Source organism: Mesorhizobium sp. M4B.F.Ca.ET.058.02.1.1, from assembly GCF_003952505.1.
In the GTDB taxonomy this organism is placed as follows: domain Bacteria; phylum Pseudomonadota; class Alphaproteobacteria; order Rhizobiales; family Rhizobiaceae; genus Mesorhizobium.
Map to the genome: position 1 here is coordinate 153520 of NZ_CP034450.1, position 16215 is coordinate 169734.

At 64.2% G+C, this 16215-nt stretch carries 18 protein-coding genes and 1 pseudogene; 9 read left to right on the top strand and 10 right to left on the bottom strand.

The window, feature by feature from the left end:
* Window positions 1-99: 99 nt before the first annotated feature.
* Window positions 100-2019 (top strand): potassium transporter Kup, encoded by a 1920-nt coding sequence (locus EJ073_RS00745; RefSeq protein WP_126053982.1) that lies wholly within the window; start codon window positions 100-102, stop codon window positions 2017-2019.
* 58 nt (window positions 2020-2077) lie between these two features.
* Here the strand turns inward: EJ073_RS00745 and EJ073_RS00750 are convergent, their stop codons facing one another.
* The gene (locus EJ073_RS00750; protein ID WP_126053983.1) at window positions 2078-2971 is read right to left on the bottom strand and encodes an SDR family oxidoreductase; all 894 of its coding nucleotides are present in this window, start codon (window positions 2969-2971) and stop codon (window positions 2078-2080) included.
* Between the two features lie 137 nt (window positions 2972-3108).
* Here EJ073_RS00750 and EJ073_RS00755 point away from each other — a divergent pair, with 137 nt between their 5' ends.
* Both EJ073_RS00755 and EJ073_RS31915 read left to right on the top strand, forming a co-directional pair.
* Entirely contained in the window at window positions 3109-3519 is a 411-nt protein-coding gene (locus tag EJ073_RS00755) for a helix-turn-helix domain-containing protein (protein ID WP_126053984.1), read from the top strand.
* 61 nt (window positions 3520-3580) lie between these two features.
* Window positions 3581-4219, top strand: a complete 639-nt coding sequence (locus tag EJ073_RS31915) for an FAD-dependent oxidoreductase (RefSeq protein ID WP_245455656.1) — start codon at window positions 3581-3583, stop codon at window positions 4217-4219.
* On the opposite strand, the pseudogene EJ073_RS32850 reads toward EJ073_RS31915, so the two are convergent.
* Both EJ073_RS32850 and EJ073_RS00770 read right to left on the bottom strand, forming a co-directional pair.
* A pseudogene (locus EJ073_RS32850) lies at window positions 4166-4702 on the bottom strand (glutathione S-transferase family protein); the annotation flags it as partial. The gene EJ073_RS31915 and the pseudogene EJ073_RS32850 overlap by 54 nt on opposite strands.
* A complete protein-coding gene (locus EJ073_RS00770) occupies window positions 4686-4991 on the bottom strand; it encodes a Rieske (2Fe-2S) protein (protein ID WP_126053986.1) in 306 nt (101 codons plus the stop codon). The pseudogene EJ073_RS32850 and the gene EJ073_RS00770, both read right to left, overlap by 17 nt.
* 98 nt (window positions 4992-5089) lie before the next feature.
* Between EJ073_RS00770 and EJ073_RS00775 the strand changes: the two genes are divergently transcribed.
* From EJ073_RS00775 to ilvC, 3 genes are all read left to right on the top strand, one after another.
* The gene (locus EJ073_RS00775) at window positions 5090-5548 is read left to right on the top strand and encodes a MarR family winged helix-turn-helix transcriptional regulator (protein WP_126053987.1); all 459 of its coding nucleotides are present in this window, start codon (window positions 5090-5092) and stop codon (window positions 5546-5548) included.
* A gap of 153 nt (window positions 5549-5701) precedes the next feature.
* Window positions 5702-6364: a TetR/AcrR family transcriptional regulator gene (locus EJ073_RS00780; protein WP_126053988.1), complete on the top strand. Its 663-nt coding sequence runs from the start codon at window positions 5702-5704 to the stop codon at window positions 6362-6364.
* A gap of 130 nt (window positions 6365-6494) precedes the next feature.
* Complete coding sequence (gene ilvC / locus EJ073_RS00785) at window positions 6495-7514, top strand: ketol-acid reductoisomerase (protein WP_126053989.1); 1020 nt, start codon at window positions 6495-6497, stop codon at window positions 7512-7514.
* 318 nt (window positions 7515-7832) lie between these two features.
* Here ilvC and EJ073_RS00790 read toward each other — a convergent pair whose 3' ends face one another.
* Together EJ073_RS00790 and EJ073_RS00795 are read right to left on the bottom strand one after the other, a co-directional pair.
* A complete protein-coding gene (locus tag EJ073_RS00790; protein WP_126053990.1) occupies window positions 7833-8117 on the bottom strand; it encodes a PilZ domain-containing protein in 285 nt (94 codons plus the stop codon).
* Window positions 8118-8278: 161 nt separating this feature from the next.
* Window positions 8279-8854 carry a BA14K family protein gene (locus tag EJ073_RS00795; protein ID WP_126053991.1) on the bottom strand — a complete coding sequence of 192 codons (576 nt, stop codon included), beginning with the start codon at window positions 8852-8854 and terminating at the stop codon, window positions 8279-8281.
* A gap of 167 nt (window positions 8855-9021) precedes the next feature.
* Between EJ073_RS00795 and EJ073_RS00800 the strand changes: the two genes are divergently transcribed.
* The gene (locus tag EJ073_RS00800; RefSeq protein WP_126053992.1) at window positions 9022-10134 is read left to right on the top strand and encodes an endonuclease/exonuclease/phosphatase family protein; all 1113 of its coding nucleotides are present in this window, start codon (window positions 9022-9024) and stop codon (window positions 10132-10134) included.
* Between the two features lie 28 nt (window positions 10135-10162).
* Window positions 10163-10888: a hypothetical protein gene (locus EJ073_RS00805; RefSeq protein WP_126053993.1), complete on the top strand. Its 726-nt coding sequence runs from the start codon at window positions 10163-10165 to the stop codon at window positions 10886-10888.
* A 4-nt stretch (window positions 10889-10892) separates the two neighbouring features.
* Here the strand turns inward: EJ073_RS00805 and EJ073_RS00810 are convergent, their stop codons facing one another.
* The gene (locus tag EJ073_RS00810; protein ID WP_126053994.1) at window positions 10893-11963 is read right to left on the bottom strand and encodes a 1-aminocyclopropane-1-carboxylate deaminase; all 1071 of its coding nucleotides are present in this window, start codon (window positions 11961-11963) and stop codon (window positions 10893-10895) included.
* A 147-nt stretch (window positions 11964-12110) separates the two neighbouring features.
* Here EJ073_RS00810 and EJ073_RS00815 point away from each other — a divergent pair, with 147 nt between their 5' ends.
* The gene (locus EJ073_RS00815) at window positions 12111-12584 is read left to right on the top strand and encodes an Lrp/AsnC ligand binding domain-containing protein (RefSeq protein ID WP_126053995.1); all 474 of its coding nucleotides are present in this window, start codon (window positions 12111-12113) and stop codon (window positions 12582-12584) included.
* Between the two features lie 27 nt (window positions 12585-12611).
* Here EJ073_RS00815 and EJ073_RS00820 read toward each other — a convergent pair whose 3' ends face one another.
* From EJ073_RS00820 to EJ073_RS00835, 4 genes are all read right to left on the bottom strand, one after another.
* The gene (locus tag EJ073_RS00820) at window positions 12612-12854 is read right to left on the bottom strand and encodes a hypothetical protein (protein ID WP_126053996.1); all 243 of its coding nucleotides are present in this window, start codon (window positions 12852-12854) and stop codon (window positions 12612-12614) included.
* A 96-nt stretch (window positions 12855-12950) separates the two neighbouring features.
* Window positions 12951-14168 carry an ABC transporter permease gene (locus EJ073_RS00825; RefSeq protein WP_126053997.1) on the bottom strand — a complete coding sequence of 406 codons (1218 nt, stop codon included), beginning with the start codon at window positions 14166-14168 and terminating at the stop codon, window positions 12951-12953.
* Window positions 14165-14872: an ABC transporter ATP-binding protein gene (locus tag EJ073_RS00830; protein WP_126053998.1), complete on the bottom strand. Its 708-nt coding sequence runs from the start codon at window positions 14870-14872 to the stop codon at window positions 14165-14167. Before EJ073_RS00830 ends, EJ073_RS00825 begins: the two co-directional genes overlap by 4 nt.
* A gap of 4 nt (window positions 14873-14876) precedes the next feature.
* Window positions 14877-16163, bottom strand: a complete 1287-nt coding sequence (locus EJ073_RS00835; RefSeq protein ID WP_126053999.1) for an efflux RND transporter periplasmic adaptor subunit — start codon at window positions 16161-16163, stop codon at window positions 14877-14879.
* Between the last annotated feature and the right edge of the window lie 52 nt (window positions 16164-16215).

Sequence of the window (16215 nt, forward strand, 5' to 3'; positions counted from 1 at the left end):
GCAAGCCCCGCGTTGCCGGCATGGAAGCCATAACGTGACGGCACTTGATATTGCATCGCAGCAAGCGTAGAGCACCGCGCGTTTATCGGAGTGTCGTTTATGGCCCTTGCCAACACTGGTAGTGAGGCAGAACCCGTCGACCAATCGAGCCATCCAGAAATCGAGCAGCACAGCACCAAGGTGTTGATGCTGGGCGCGCTCGGTGTGGTCTATGGCGATATCGGCACGAGCCCGATCTACGCGTTCCGCGAGGCGCTGGTGGCGTCGTCGGGCGGCGAGGTCGCCGAGCGCGGCGACATTCTCGGCGTGCTGTCGCTGATCATTTGGTCGCTGACCATCATCGTCACCATCAAATACATCATGTTCGTGCTGCGCGCCAACAACCGCGGCGAGGGCGGCGTGCTGTCGCTGATGGCGCTGGCGCGCAGCAGTTTTGCCACGCGCTCGGCGATCATCCTCGCCATTGGCATCGTCGGCGCTTCGCTGTTCTTTGGCGATGCGGTCATCACGCCGGCCATCTCGGTGCTGTCCGCGGTCGAAGGCATGAATGTCGTCACGCCTGCCTTCCAGCCTTACGTGGTGCCGCTGACGCTGCTCATCCTAGCGATCCTGTTCGCGGTGCAGCGGTTCGGCACCGGCGGCGTGGCGCTGATCTTCGGCCCGATCACGGCTGTCTGGTTCCTCGCCATCGGCCTGTCAGGCCTCAACCACATCATCGACGATCCCGAAATCCTGCTGGCGGTCAGCCCGCACTACATCGTCGCCTTCCTGATCCATTCGCCGGACGTCGCCTTCGTCACCATCGGCGCCATCTTCCTCGCCGTCACCGGCGCCGAGGCGCTCTATGCCGATCTCGGCCATTTCGGCCGCAAGCCGATCGTGCTCGCCTGGCTGGCGATCGTGTTTCCCTGCCTGCTGCTCAACTACGCCGGGCAGGGCGCCTTCGTGCTGACGAAGAACGGCGTCGTCGGCCATCCGTTCTTTGAAATGAACGAGGGCTGGACGCTGATACCGATGGTGGTGCTGGCGACCGCCGCGACCGTCATCGCCAGCCAGGCGGTGATCTCCGGCGCCTTTTCGCTGACCAGGCAGGCGGTTCAGCTCAACATGCTGCCCAGGCTCGAGATCCTGCACACGTCGGAAAAGCAGTCCGGCCAGATCTACATGCCGCGCGTCAACCTGCTGCTGGCGCTGGTGGTGATGCTGCTGGTGGTCGGCTTCGGCGAATCCAGCAGGCTGGCCTCGGCCTACGGCATCTCGGTGACCGGCAATATGCTGGTGACGACGGTATTGCTCTATGTCGTCATGTCGCGCATCTGGAAATGGCCGTCCTGGCTGGCGATCAGCCTGACGGCGCTATTCGCCTTCATCGACGTCGGTTTCTTCGCCTCCAACATCGTCAAGGTATTCGAGGGTGGCTGGGCGTCGCTGGCGGTGGCCTTCGCGATCATCATGGCCATGTGGACCTGGGTGCGGGGCAGCCGCTACCTGTTCGACAAGACCCGTCGCAACGAGATCCCACTCGATTTCCTCGCCGGCAACCTGCTGAAGAAGAAGCCGCAGCTGGTGTCGGGCACGGCCGTGTTCCTGACCAGCGATCCCTTGAGCGCGCCGACCGCGTTGATGCACAGCCTGAAACACTACAAGGTGCTGCACGAGCAGAACGTCATCCTCTCGGTGGTGACCGCGCCGCAGCCGGTGGTGCCCGACAGCGACCGCGTCAAGATGGAGACGGTCAACGAACTGTTCATGCGGGTGACGCTGAACTTCGGCTATATGGAGCAGCCCAACATCCCGCGCGCGCTGGCGATCTGCCGTAAGCAGGGCTGGAAGTTCGATATCATGACGACGTCCTTCTTCCTGTCGCGGCGTTCGCTGAAAGCCTCTCCCAATTCCGGCATGCCGCTGTGGCAGGACCGGCTGTTCATCGGCCTGGCAAGAACGGCGGCGGATGCGACAGAGTACTTCCAGATCCCAACCGGACGCGTGGTCGAGATCGGCACGCAGGTGGCGATATAGAGAAAGGCCGCGCCCGCAAGGAGCGCGGCCTTCACAGTTGTGAGCGCGTGCTGCCGCCTCAGCCGGCGAGCGCTGCCTTGTTCGCCTCAAGGAACTGCTTCAGCGACTTCGGCTTGCGTCCCGACAGCGTCTCGATCGCGTCCGTCACCATGGAGATGCGGCCGGAGCGGGTGTTGGCGTCGAAGGAAACGATGATGCGGGCGAACTCCTCGGGAACGCCGGCTGCCTTCACGCCCTCGGTCAGGGCCTCGTCGGGCAACTGAATGACTTCCAGCGGTTTGCCGGTGACCTCGCTAACGAGGGCGGCGATCTCGGTCGTCGTATAGGCCTGCGGGCCGGTCAGCGTGTGGATCCGGCTGTCGGTCGAGCCGGAAGCGAGGCCGGCGGCAATCGCGGCGGCCATGTCGTCGCGCGCTCCATGGGCGATACGCCCTTCGCCCGCCGACGTATACCACTTGCCCGAGGCAATTGCGTGCGGCAGCGCCAGGAACAGGTTCTCTTGGTACCAGCCGTTGCGGAAGATCGTGTAGGCGATTCCACTCGCCTTGATCGCCTGTTCAGTGCCGTAATGGTCGCCGGCAAACAGCACCGGCGAACCCGGCTCCGGATTGGGCATCGAGGTGTAGAGCAGGTGGGAGACGCCGGCCGCCCGGGCGGCGGCCACCGCGGCCTGATGCTGCTTCAGGCGCCGGTCGCTCTTGAGGTCGAGGTCGCCGGTCGAGATGATCAGCACGCGGTCGGCGCCCTTGAAAGCATGTTCCAGCGAGGCCTGGTCGTTGAAGTCGGCTGCCCTGACGGTGATGCCGAGCGCCGCGAGATCGGCGAGGCTTTCGGGATTGCGCGTGGTGGCGATGATGCGCGCCGGCGCAATCTTCTGCGCGTCGAGCAGATGGCGCAGGACGCTGCGGCCAAGCTGGCCGGAGGCGCCGGTGACGAGAAGGGTTTCGCTCATGGGGTGATCCTGATGTTGTGCCGAAGCGGCGAGTGCTCTTGATGGTCTCAAAAAGAGACCAGCACTAAATTAGGAATTGACCGCTCCCCGTAAAGAAGGCAGTTTTCCGGGAGGTAGGCACACGCAGGGAACCAGCGATGGACGGCAAGATCGTCAATCTGAAATCGAAGATCGAGATCTACAAGGCGATGACGGACGGCGCCAATTTCGCCAATTGCCCGGTTCGCGACGTCATGCAAGGCATGAACGGCAAATGGAGCCCGTTGCTGGTAACGGCGCTTGCGGAAAAGCCTTATCGCTTCGGTGAACTGCGGCGGCTGGTTCCCGACATCTCGCAGCGCATGCTGACCCAAACCCTGCACGAACTGCAGCGCGACGGCTACGTTCATCGCGAGGTGTTCCCAACCAAGCCGCCAAGTGTCGAATACAGCCTGACCGATCTCGGGCGTTCGATGTTCGTGCCCCTGTATCAGCTCGTCCAATGGGCCGAACTCAACCATGACGCGGTGCGCGAGGCGCGTGCCGCATTCGACGCCGCGCAAGCCTAAGGCGCGATGCGTTAGCGCGGCGGCTTGATTTGGCAATGCTGCTGTTCGGGCTGGGCGGGCAATGCAAGAATCTCTCGATATCGCGATTGCCGGCGCCGGGCCGGCCGGGCCGGCCACGGCGCTCCATCTCAACCGGTCAGGACACCACGTCACCGTCTTCGAGCGGTTCGATGAACCGAAGCCGGTCGGTTCCGGGCTGATCCTGCAGCCGACCGGGCTCAGCGCGCTGGCCGAGCTTGGCTTGCTCGACGACATCCTCTCACTGGGCAGCCGCATCGACCGACTGCACGGCGCCGACGCCGGAAGCGGCCGCACGGTGCTCGACGTCCGCTATGACGCCCAACGCGGCGGCCGCTTCGGGCTGGCGGTGCATCGTGCGGCCCTGTTCGCCGTGCTGTTCCGCGCCGCCCGGCGCGAGGCGATCGCTATCGAGACGAATGTCGAAATCGAGGCTAGGAAGCGCGGTGGCCTGATCACCTTGCCGGATGATCTGAGACAAACGCGAAGCCTTGGCGCGCAGGAAGGCCTCGAGGCGCTGCGGATAATCCTGGTCGACCGCTTCCTTCACCGGCCGCCGATCGCTCAGCGCCTGGCGCCATTCCGCGATCATCGGCTTTCCATCGAGGATGCCGAAATCGCTGATCCGGTCGAAGACGTCGAAATAGCGGAAGATCGGCCCGTAGACGGTGTCGACCAGTGAAAAATACGCGCCGGTGAACCAGGGCCCCGGGCTCGTGCGGTCTGCCAGTTCCGCCTCCAGCCGATCGAACATCGCCGACAGGCCGCTGGCTTCGGACCGGAACGCGGCCTCGCTGGAAGCGGAGTAGAACCGGCCGATGGCGTTCAGGATGGCTGAACCAAACTCGATCCAGGCGCGGTGCCGGGCGCGCGTCAGCGGATCAACGGGGTGCAGCGGATTGGCTTCGGTTTCCTCGAGGTATTCGAGGATCACCGCCGATTCGAAAATCACCGTCTCCTCGCCATCGCGATCGACGCTGAGCAGCGGCACCTTGCCGAGCGGCGAGATCGCCCTGAACCAGTCCGGCTTGTTGGCGAGATCGATCATCACGCGCTCGAATGGCACGCCCTTCTCTGTGAGTGAGATCGCCGCCCGCTGCACATAGGGGCACAAATGATGGCTGACGAGTGTGAGCTTGCCGGACATCTCACTCTCCCCAGACATAGTTGAGCGCGCCGTCCTCGACGCGAGTCGAGAGAAACATCAGGCGCGCGTTTTTAGGCGCCGGCCCTTCGACGCGGTCACCGCTGGCCATATCGAAGGATGCGCCGTGCCACTGGCAGACGAGCTTGCCGTCCTTGCAGTCGAGTGGTCCGCCGAAATGCAGGCAGGCATTGGCGGCCGCGCGGACGCGGTCGCCGCTGCGCCAGACATGCACCTCGCGGCCAAAGAACGGGGCAATCAGGCTGCCCGTCTCCGGGATGTCGGCGATCTTGCAGATTTCGTGCTTCATCGGATTTGCCTTTCATATCGATGCAGATGCATCTATATAGATGCAGATGCATTGATCGTCAAGCTTGATGCAATTGCATCTACCTTCTATGATTTGGCATGACCGAGAAAACCTCCCCTTCGCCTGCCGCCATCAAGGCCTGGGCCCGCCTGATACGCGTTTCGCGCCAGCTCGTGGAAAAGGTCGAGGATGCGCTGAAGGAGAACGGCCTGCCGCCGCTTGCCTGGTACGACGTGCTGCACGAGCTTGCCGAAGCGGGCGAGGGCGGGCTGCGGCCGTTCCAGCTGATCGAGCGGACCTTGTTTGCGCAATACAACATCTCGCGGCTGCTGGCGCGGCTTGAGGCCGATGGCCTGGTCGAGAAGCTGCCGGTCGCGGATGACGGCCGCGGCCAGACCATCCGCACAACCGGCAGCGGGCGCGAGACGCGTCGCCGCATGTGGGCCGTCTACGGGCGGTCGATCGCCGAGTTGGTGGGCGCCAGGCTTCCGGTCGAGGACGTTGAGACACTGGCCACCCTGCTCGGCAGGTTGCGCGATCCGCCTGCCGGCGACTGAGCCAGCCAGACCTGGCGGTTTGCGCGCTGCATCTGGATACCAAAATGATTTTCTCCATTTTGTCCTTGCGTCGGCAGCAGGATTGCGCAATATGCCGAACCGTAACGTACGGTACGCAACCAGGCGTGACCTTTCATCAGGCGAGAAAGAAACGTGTTGCAGGCAGGCGCCGAGATCGACAGCAGCGAGACGCTGACGGAGCGGCAGCAGGCCGTTCTCGACGCTGCCCTTCGCCTGCTCGTCGAGGAGGGCGATAGCCTGACCATGACCGCGGTGGCGCGGCGGGCAAGCTGCTCCAAGGAAACGCTCTACAAATGGTTCGGCGACCGCGACGGGCTGTTGACGGCGACGGTGCAGTGGCAGGCCTCCAAGGTGCGCGTGGCGCCCGTCGACCGCAAGGGCCTCGATATCGCCTCGCTGACGGCGAGCCTCGAACGCTTTGCCTCGGACTGGCTCAAGGTGATTTCGAGCGACACCTCGATCGCGCTGAACCGGGTAGCCGTCGGCCATGCCGGTTCCGGCAAGGATGACCTCGGCGCCATAGTGCTGCAGAATGGACGTTTCGCGCTCGCCAGGCGCTTGAAGCCGGTGCTGGAAGCGGGACGCGAGGCCGGATTGCTGGATTTCGCGGATGCCGAAACGGCATTCCGCACCTTTTTCGGGCTGGTCGCCCGCGATGTGCAGATGAGGCTTCTGCTCGGCGACCGGCTGGAATTGACTGAGGCGACGATCGGTGGCGATGCCGCCCGTGCGACGCAGCAGTTTCTCGCTCTCCATGGAGCAAACAACCGGCCGCTAGGCCCCAGAGCCGGATGATTTCAGGTCAAGTCGACCTGAAATCTGAATCCGGCTCTAAATCAAAGAGATAGAGCATGATGTCGTCCGAAAACCGCTTCACACTTTTCGGCATCATGCTCTGATCTTCAAAACGGGAAGGAAGACGAAAATGCGTGTCTATTACGATCGTGACGCCGATCTCAACCTCATCAAGGGCAAGAAGGTCGCCATCATCGGCTATGGCAGCCAGGGCCGGGCGCATGCGCTCAACCTCAAGGAGTCCGGTGTCAAGGACATCGCCATCGGTCTTAAGGCCGGCTCGGCGACCGCCAAGAAGGTCGAGGCCGACGGGCTCAAGGTGTTGACCGTCGCGGACGCCGCCAAATGGGCCGACCTGATGATGATGGCGACGCCCGACGAACTGCAGGCCGACATCTACAAGAACGAGATCGCGCCGAACATCCGCGATGGCGCGGCGATTGCCTTTGCGCACGGCCTCAACGTGCATTTCGGCCTGATCGAGCCGAAGTCGACCGTGGATGTCGTCATGATTGCGCCGAAGGGCCCGGGCCACACCGTGCGTGGCGAATACCAGAAGGGCGGCGGCGTGCCGTGCCTGGTGGCCGTCAACCATGATGCTTCCGGCAATGCGCTCGATCTGGCGCTCTCCTACGCCTGCGGCGTCGGCGGCGGCCGCTCCGGCATCATCGAGACCAATTTCCGCGAGGAATGCGAGACCGACCTGTTCGGCGAGCAGGTGGTGCTCTGCGGAGGCCTGGTCGAGCTGATCCGCGCCGGCTTCGAGACGCTGGTGGAAGCCGGCTACGCGCCGGAAATGGCCTATTTCGAGTGCCTGCACGAGGTCAAGCTGATCGTCGACCTGATCTATGAGGGCGGCATCGCCAACATGAACTACTCGATCTCGAACACCGCCGAATGGGGCGAGTATGTCTCGGGTCCGCGCATCATCACCGCCGATACCAAGGCCGAGATGAAGCGCGTGCTGAAGGACATCCAAACCGGCAAGTTCACCTCGGAATGGATGCAGGAATACCGTGCCGGCCTGGCGCGCTTCAAGGGCATCCGCCGCAACAACGACAGCCACCAGATCGAAGAGGTGGGTGCGAAGCTGCGCGCGATGATGCCGTGGATCGCCAAGAACAAGCTGGTCGACAAGGCGAAGAACTGAGGCGATCCACGGTCTTTGCATTGCGCGTCCTCGGGCTTCGCCCTGCGGGCGCGCGGTGATCGCCAAGAACAAGCTGGTCGGCAAGGCTAAAACTAGGAAGCTTGCGCCAATTCTACCCTGCCGGCCATCTGCCGCGGGTTTCTGCGCTTCCGGTGCTCACGGACTTCAATGTCCGCGCCGCTCCGGTTCTCGAAACCCGCACCAGCTGACTCAGCAGGGCGAATTGTCATCAAGCTTCTGGTCGCGAAATACCAAGCCGGCGGAGCAATCCGCCGACTTTTTCGTGCCAGCCCTTCGGCTAGCAGGGGACGCGGAGCTTCAGCCGTAGTGCCAGTGCGGCTTCGGTTCGGTGCCGGTGAACTCGACGCCGATACGGCCGTCGCGGCGCCAGCGCACCACGGCCTTGTAGCCGATGCCGTCGGTCGGCACGTAGAGCAGGAACTCGTCAGGCACCCGCGCCTCGATCGGCACTTTGAGCTCGGCGCCGCCGGCATGCATGTTGCGCAGCGTGCATTTGACCTCGGAATTGGCGATGCCGGTCAGGATCGACGCGCCTTTCAGCACGCGCTGCCGGTGCTTGTCCCTGTTTTCGTCCTCGGCCATGGCATTCCGCTTTCGGGCGATCCGCTCCGCCTATCCGATAGACCCGCCTGATGAAGAGCGCGTTAGCGCCGGTGGTGCTTGGCGCGTCTCATGGTGCCCCCGAGGCAAAAACGGCGCCGCTTGACACGGCGCCGTTTGCGCATTCCTCGATCCGTTGCTGCTCAGCTATATGGCGACCAGCACTGCTGGCGTGGGCCATTATAGGGCTGGAACGTGTTGTCCCAGGCCCGGTACGAGCGGTAGCGGTCGTAGCACCACTGGATGTGCGCGCTGGACAGACGCTGCGTCCGGTAGATCCGCCGGGGCTGAGCGTAGTAGCCGTTGTTGTAGTAGCCGTTGTTGTAGTACAGGCTGCCCAAGCCCAGACCGAGGCCGAGGCCCAAAATGGCGGCATCGGAGTCCCTGAAATGCCGGCGATGATGGTGGCGTCTCCAGCGCCAGTCGTCGCCATCCCAGTTACGATCACCGTCCCAATTGCGGGAGAAATTCCGCTCGCGGAAATTGCCGGACCGCCACCGCCCGTCGCGGTTGCGCCAACGCCAATCCTCCTGGAGCTGCCGGTCATTGCCGCCGGCCCACTCGTCACGAACAGGCGTGATGCCGGGCGCCGGCAGATTGGCCGGGACCGACAGGTCAGGCTCAAGGATCGGACCAGCCAGTGACGGTGCCGTCACGCCAGCCACAAGACCCAGGGTCAGCAGACCGGACCTCAACGAAGACAAAAAGTGCGGTTTCATTGCACACTCCGAAGACTTCAGGCCCCACGCCCAGAATACCCCGGGAAGAGGCCTATTTATGGAACTTGTCGTCTGAACGGCGGATGAACGGAAAGGTTCCGTCAACCATCACGGCCCGCATCGCGGGCTCTTGTCTTCACCGGTACTTGCAGGCAAAGGTCACGGCCATGTCGCTGCGCCTTGCCACCTTCAATGTCGAGAACCTGATGAACAGGTTCGATTTTTCCGGCTATCGCAACCAGCTAAACGAGGATCGAGCGCTGGCGCTGTTCGATATCCAGAGCGAGGCCGAGTACAAGATGCTGGAGCAGGCGCGTGCCATTGCGCAGTCCGACGACACGCGCCAGCTCACCGCGCTGGCGATCGCCGCCACCCGTGCCGACATCATCTGCATGCAAGAGGTCGACAACATCGAGGCGCTGAAGGCCTTCGAATACGGCTATCTGTTCAAGATGGTCGGGCAGGGCTATCGGCAGAAATACACCACGGCCGGCAATGATACCCGCGGCATCGACGTTGCCGTGATGATGCGGAGCGAGACGGCTGACGGCCAGCCGATCGAATTCGTGCGCATGACCAGCCACGCCCATGTCACCTTCGAGCAATTTGGGCTGTTCACCTCGGAACTCGCGGCGCTCGGCTATCAGGCAATCGAACGCATCTTCCGGCGCGACTGCCTCGAGGTCGACCTGAAGATCGGCGGCGTGCCGCTGACGCTCTATCTCGTGCACTTCAAATCGATGGGTTCGCCGCGCAATGGGCTGGACGGCCGCGAGGCGACGATGCCGCTGCGTATCGCTGAGGCGCAGGCGGTGCGCCGCATCATCGAGGAGCGCTTCGGCAAGGATCATGCTGCCGACAAGCGCTGGGCGATCTGCGGCGACATGAACGACTACCGGCAGCGGGTGAAGATCGAGGGCGACAGCGTCGACGGCTACCGTTTCCAGGTGATCGACGAGAGCCAGTCCTGCATCAACGTGCTGACCGCCGGCGGCTTCTGCGAAAACGTTGTCGAGCGACGGCCGGAGATGGACCGCTGGAGCTTTTACCACACGCGCGGTCCCGAGGAACGGCACCTCTGCCAGCTCGACTATATCCTGTTGTCGAAGGGGCTGGCGGCGAAGAACGCGACCGCCGTTCCCGACATCGTCCGCAACGGCCAGCCCTGGCGCACCATCTTTCCGGCCGGCCAGGAGGTCGAGCGCTTCCCGCGCGCCGGCTGGGACCGACCGAAGGCCTCCGACCATTGCCCGGTGGTGATCGCCCTGGACATGGCCTGAGCTGCATCTTAACACACCTCAGAGCAAGATGAGCTTCGACCTCCCACGCAACGTCATCCTGCCGGTCGACAAGGTCGATGTCAGGCTCGACCCCGGCCGGCATCCGTTCGAACGCGACAACGCCGAGGCGATCGCCGAGAACTGGCGGCGCGAGATGGGGGCGAACCCAGCGCTGTTCGACGGCACGGTGGTGTTGCTCTCGGCGCTCGCCTATCGCGACGGCGGGCTCGTCGGCCGCTGCCATGCGGTGAAATATTCGACCTTCATGCTGTGGCGGAAGAAGCGCGAGGCGAGCGGCGCCGAGCATGCCTATGCGCATGCCATGCTGGTTGCCGGCGACAATGCGCTGGTGGCGATCCGCATGGGCGCGCATACCGTCAATGCCGGCCGCGTCTATTTCGCCGCCGGCTCGTTCGAGCCGATCGATTTCCGCGACGGCCTCGTCGATGTCGACTTCAACATGATCCGCGAGGTGCGCGAAGAGACAGCGATCGACCTGTCGGGCGCCGAACGCGGCCGGCGCTATCATGCGCTGTCGACGCCGAGCGGCACGGTGATCTTCCGCCGCTATCAGGTGACCGAGCCTGCCGACGAGATCGCGCGGCGCATCCGCGCCTTCATTGTCACGGAGGCGGAACCGGAGATCGAAGGTCCCGTCGTCATCCGTGATGCCACCGACCTGCCGGACGGGCTGATGGGACATATGAAGCCGCTGATCGAATGGCATTTCGCGGGCGGCGACGAAGTCCCCTGAGTCCTTATGGGAAGATCGGCGGCAGCGCCTCGTCCGACATGCTTTTCCGGCAGCCGCCGTCGTCCTTGTAATAATAGCTGTAGCCGTTGATGGCCGGCGCGCCGCCGAGATGCGCGTAGAGAATTCGTGAGCCCTCGGGGAAGAAGCCCTTCCTGGTCAGGTCGATCAGGCCCTGCATCGACTTTCCCTCGTAGACCGGATCGGTGATCATGGCCTCGGTGCGGGCCGCCAGGCGGATCGCGTCGTTCGTGGCCTCCGACGGAACGCCATAGGCGGGATAAGCATAGTCGGGGTTGATGACGATTTCGTCGTCGCGGACGGCGCGGCCGAGCCCGACGAGGGCGGCGGTGTCGTCGACGATGCGGCGGACCTGGGCGCGGGTCTGGTCGAGCGTGCCGGAGGCGTCGATGCCGATCACCCGGTCGGCACGGTTCTGCGCGGCGAAGCCGACGATCATGCCGGCCTGCGTCGAGCCAGTCACGACGCAGACGATCATGTAGTCGAAGGCAAAGCCGAGCTCAGCTTCCTGCCGAGCCACTTCTTCGGCGAAGCCGACATAGCCCAGCCCGCCGAACTTGTGCACCGAGGCGCCTGCCGGGATCGGATAGGGCTTGCCGCCGGCGTCCTTCACCGACTGGATAGCGTCCTCCCAGCTCTTGCGGATGCCGATGTCGAAACCGTCGTCGACCAGCCGGCTGTCGGCGCCCATCAGGCGTGTCATCAGGATGTTGCCGACCCGGTCATAGACCGCGTCATAGTGGGGCACCCATTTCTCCTGGATCACCACGCATTTCATGCCGATCTTGGCGGCCGTCGCGGCGACCATCCGCGTATGGTTCGACTGGACGCCGCCGATCGACACCAGCGTATCGGCGCCGGAGCGAAGAGCATCCGGCACGATGTATTCGAGCTTGCGCAATTTGTTTCCGCCCATGGCCAGCCCGGAATTGCAATCGTCGCGCTTTGCGTAGACGTGGACTTTGCCGCCCAACGCAGCGCTCAGCCGGGGCAGATGCTCGATGGGCGTCGGACCGAAGGTCAGCGGATAGCGTTCAAACTTCGCCAGAAGTGACATCGATCTGTCTCCGCTCTTTGTCGTTTTCGATGCTTTGATAATAGGCGCAGTCGGGCGAAAGGTGTTCTCGAACTTGCCGGCAGAATTTTCATATCTCCCAGATATTTGCGATATGATTGACCTGTTCGTTCATATAGGCTGGCAAAAATGGAAGAATCTTCCACCGAGTTGGACCGCATCGACGTCAGGATCCTGCGCACCCTTCAGGCCGAAGGACGGCTGACCAATGCGGAGCTGGCGGCGCGCGTGAATGTCAGCGCCGCCACCTGCCACAGGCGCACGCAACGCCTGTTCGAAGAAGGTTACATCACCGGGGTCAGGGCGGAGATTACGCCCGCTACGGTAGGGCTTGGCGCGCTGGTGATGGTCGGCGTCGTGCTCGACCGTTCGACACCTGAAAGCTTCGCCGCTTTCGAGGAAGCCGTGCTGAGACTCAAGGAGGTTCTCGACTGTAATCTCGTGGCCGGCGACTTCGACTACCTGCTGAAGATAAGGGTTCGCGACATGGCGGATTTCAACAAGCTCCACGGGCAGAAGCTGATCGCGCTACCGGGCGTACGGCAAACCAGGACTTTCTTTGTCATGAAGGAGGTCAAGGAGAATGCGCGGCTTCCGTTTTGACAGGCCGCGGAGCAAGGGCGCGCAAGCTCAGCGCTGCGCCTTGTCCTGCAAAGCCTTGCGATCGTTGCGGGCGGCGATGAAGAACAGGATGACGCCGAGGCCAAGCAGCGCGCCCATCGCCATTCCCATCGTCTGGCCGACGACCTCCTGAAAATTCGTGGCGACGCGATCGGGATTCTGGATACCGTAGCCGGCGAGATACCACCACAGCCCGGCCAGGGCGGCCTCGAAGATCGCCAACACCAGGATCAGCCGCGCCTTCTTGCTCATTCGAATCTCCCCCATGTGCCGAGGCCATGCAGTAGCATTGCCGGATGCGTGGCGACAGGGGTGGCGAGGGCATATTCCGGTAACGACCGCGCCGCCTCACTCGTGCCGCAGCGCGTCGATCGGGTCGAGCCTGGCGCCGCGCAGCGCTGGGAAGAAGCCGAACACCATGCCGATCAGCGCCGAAAAGCCGACCGCGAGCAGGATGACCGCCGGGCTCGGCGCGAAGGGGATGATCAGCGCCACCGAGGCGATGGCGGCGAGCGCCAGGCCGATCAGGATGCCGATGATCCCGCCGAGGAGCGACAGCACCGTCGCCTCGACCAGGAACTGGATGAGGATGTGCTTCTCATGCGCGCCGATCGCCAGCCTGATGCCGATCTCGCGCGTGCGTTCGGTGACCGAGACCAGCATGATGTTCATGATGCCGATGCCGCCGACCAGCAGGCTGACGCCGGCAACCGCGCCCAGCATGCCGGTCATGGTGGTGGTGGCGCTGGCCATGGCGTCGGCGATCTGCGTCATGTCGCGGATCGAGAAATCGTCATCGCGGTCGGGCGTGACGCGGCGCGTGTCGCGCAGGATGTCCTCGACGCGCGGCTGCAGTTCGGAGGTCGGCGTGCGGTCGTCGGCGGCGATGTAGATCGAATCGATGTCGCGGTTGCCGGCGATGCGGCGCTGGTAGGCGGCAAGCGGCATCAGCACGACATTGTCCTGGTCCTGGCCGAAGCCGGTGTAGCCCTTGGGTTCCAAGAGGCCGATGATCTTGCAGGAGGTGCGGTTGACGCGGATGGTCTCGCCTTCCGGATCGCCGGCGCCGAAGAATTGCTGGCGCACCGTCTCGCCGACCAGGCAGACCCCGGCGCCGGCGCGGGTCTCGGAATCGCTGAACGGACGCCCCGAGACCAGCTTCCAGTCGCGCGCGTCGAGATAGGCGCTGTCGGTGCCGGTGACGCCCGATGTAACGCTTTCGGTGCCGAAGATGACGCGGACCTGCTTTTGCGAGGCGGGCGAGATGGCGCGCGCGCCGTCGAGATGCTTGACGAGCGCGGCAAGGTCCTTGTCGGCAAGCGGACGCACCGCCTGGTCGAGCCCTCCCGGTCCGCCAGGCCCGGCCGGACGGCCGGGGCGGACGACGAGCAAATTGCTGCCGAGCTTGGAAATATCCGACTTGACCTTCGCGGTGGTGCCGGAGCCGATGGTCAGCATGGCGATGACGGCGGCGACGCCGATGACGATGCCGAGCAAGGTCAGGAAGGAGCGCAGCACGTTGCGGCGGATCGAGATCAGCGACAGGCGAACTGTCTCCCAGATCATTGGGCCGCCTCCAGTTTGTTGGAGTCGGTGGCGACATGGCCGTCGAGGAAGCGGATCGTGCGCTCGGCATAGGCCGCCACGTCGGCCTCGTGCGTGACCATGACGATGGTGAGGCCAAGCTCGGCGTTGAGCCTGGTCAGGAGCTCCATGATCTCGTGCGTGCGGGCGGAGTCGAGATTGCCGGTGGGTTCGTCGGCAACGAGCAGCGTCGGCCTGGTGACGATGGCGCGCGCGATCGCCACCCGCTGCTGCTGGCCGCCGGAGAGCTCGGCCGGCGTGTGATGCTCGCGTCCCACAAGGCCGACCTCGGCCAGCGCCTGCATGGCAAGTTGGCGGCGCTCGCGCGCGGCGACACCGCGATAGATCAGCGGCAGCTCGACATTCTCTGCCGCCGTGGTGCGCGGCAGCAAATTGTAGCCCTGGAAGACGAAGCCGACATAGAGGTTGCGCAGCATGGCGCGGCGGTTGCGGTCGAGCCGGCCGGCGTCGATGCCCTCGAAACTGTAGGTCCCGGCAGTCGGCGTGTCGAGGCAGCCGATGATGTTCATCGCCGTCGACTTGCCGGAACCCGACGGGCCCATGATGGCGACGAACTCGCCTTTTCGGATGGCGAGATCGACGCCGGCCAGCGCATGCACGCGGGCTTCGCCCTGGCCGTAGCTTTTCCAGACCTTGTCGAAGGCAATCAGCGTGGAGCCCGACACGGCGTCAGTTCCGCAGCTGCGAGCCGGTGATGACCTGCGCGCCTTTGTCGAGGCCGGACGTAATCTCGGTCAGCTCGCCATCGGTGGAACCGACCTTGACATTGACCGCGTGGGGTCGGCCATTCTCCAGCACATAGAGCGTGCGCGAGCCGTCGGTCGGTCTCGGCGTGGCGTCGCGCTGGCGGCCAGGGCGGCCCATGCGGCCGGTGAACAGGTCGCGCAGGCTCCACGTGCGGGCGGCGGGCGGCGCCGGCCGGTAACGGAAGGCGGTGGCCGGCACGGTGAGCACACCCTTGGCCTGTTTGGTGACGACCGAGACGGTGGCGGTCATGCCGGGCCTGAGCAGCAACTCGCTGTTGTCGACCTCCAGCCGCGCATTGTAGGTGACGACGCCGTCAGTGGTTACGGACGCATAGGAGATGTCGCGGATCTCGGCGTCGAAGGGCCGCTCCGGAAAGGCATCGACGGTGAAGCGGGCATGTTGGCCGGGCTTGACCGAGCCGATATCGGCTTCGTCGACCGCCGCCTGCAGCTCCATGTTCCTGAGGTCGGCGGCAATGACGAACAGCACCGGCGCCTGCAGCGAGGAGGCGACCGTCTGGCCGGGGTCGACAGAACGCGTCAGCACGATGCCGTCGATCGGCGCGTAGATGGTGCTCTTGGCAAGGTCGGTCTGCTGCGCCTTGAGATCGGCATTGGCGATGGCAAGGTTGGCCTCGGCGCTGTCGAGGGCCGCCTTGGAGCGGTCGCGGGTCGCGGTCGCGGCCTCGAGCGACTGGTCGGTCGCCATGCCGCGCTTGGTGAGTTCGTTCGCGCGCGCCAGCGCGTTCTCGTTTTCCTTCAGCGTCACGGTGGCGTCCTCGACGGCTGCCGCGGCTGCCTTGGCGGAAGCCTCGGCGCGCTCGATCTGAACCTCGAGCTTGGCGGTGTCGAGCGTCGCCAGCACATCGCCCTTCTTGACCTGCTGGTTTTCCTCGACCGCGACCGAGCGGACGACGCCTGAAAGTTCGCTGGAGATGTCGACCTGCGTCAGCGGCTGCAGCGTGCCGGTGGCCGAGACCTGGACGGTGAGGTCGGCAACGGCTGCCGGCACGGTGGTATAGTCGATTTTGGCCTGAGAGCCGGCATACCACTGATAGAAGGCACCCGCCGCGGCAACGGCGATCAGCGCCAGCAGGGCATAGAGCCAACCGCGCCGGCGTGTCCTGCGCAGGCCGTTGCGGTCGAGGCCGAGCGCCGTCTCGATGGCGGAATCCGATTCCGTCTTTGGCGGATTGACAACCTGGTCCACGCTGGACCCCTATTATGCGCACAGTCCCTATCTGTGCACAGATCAGGCTTTG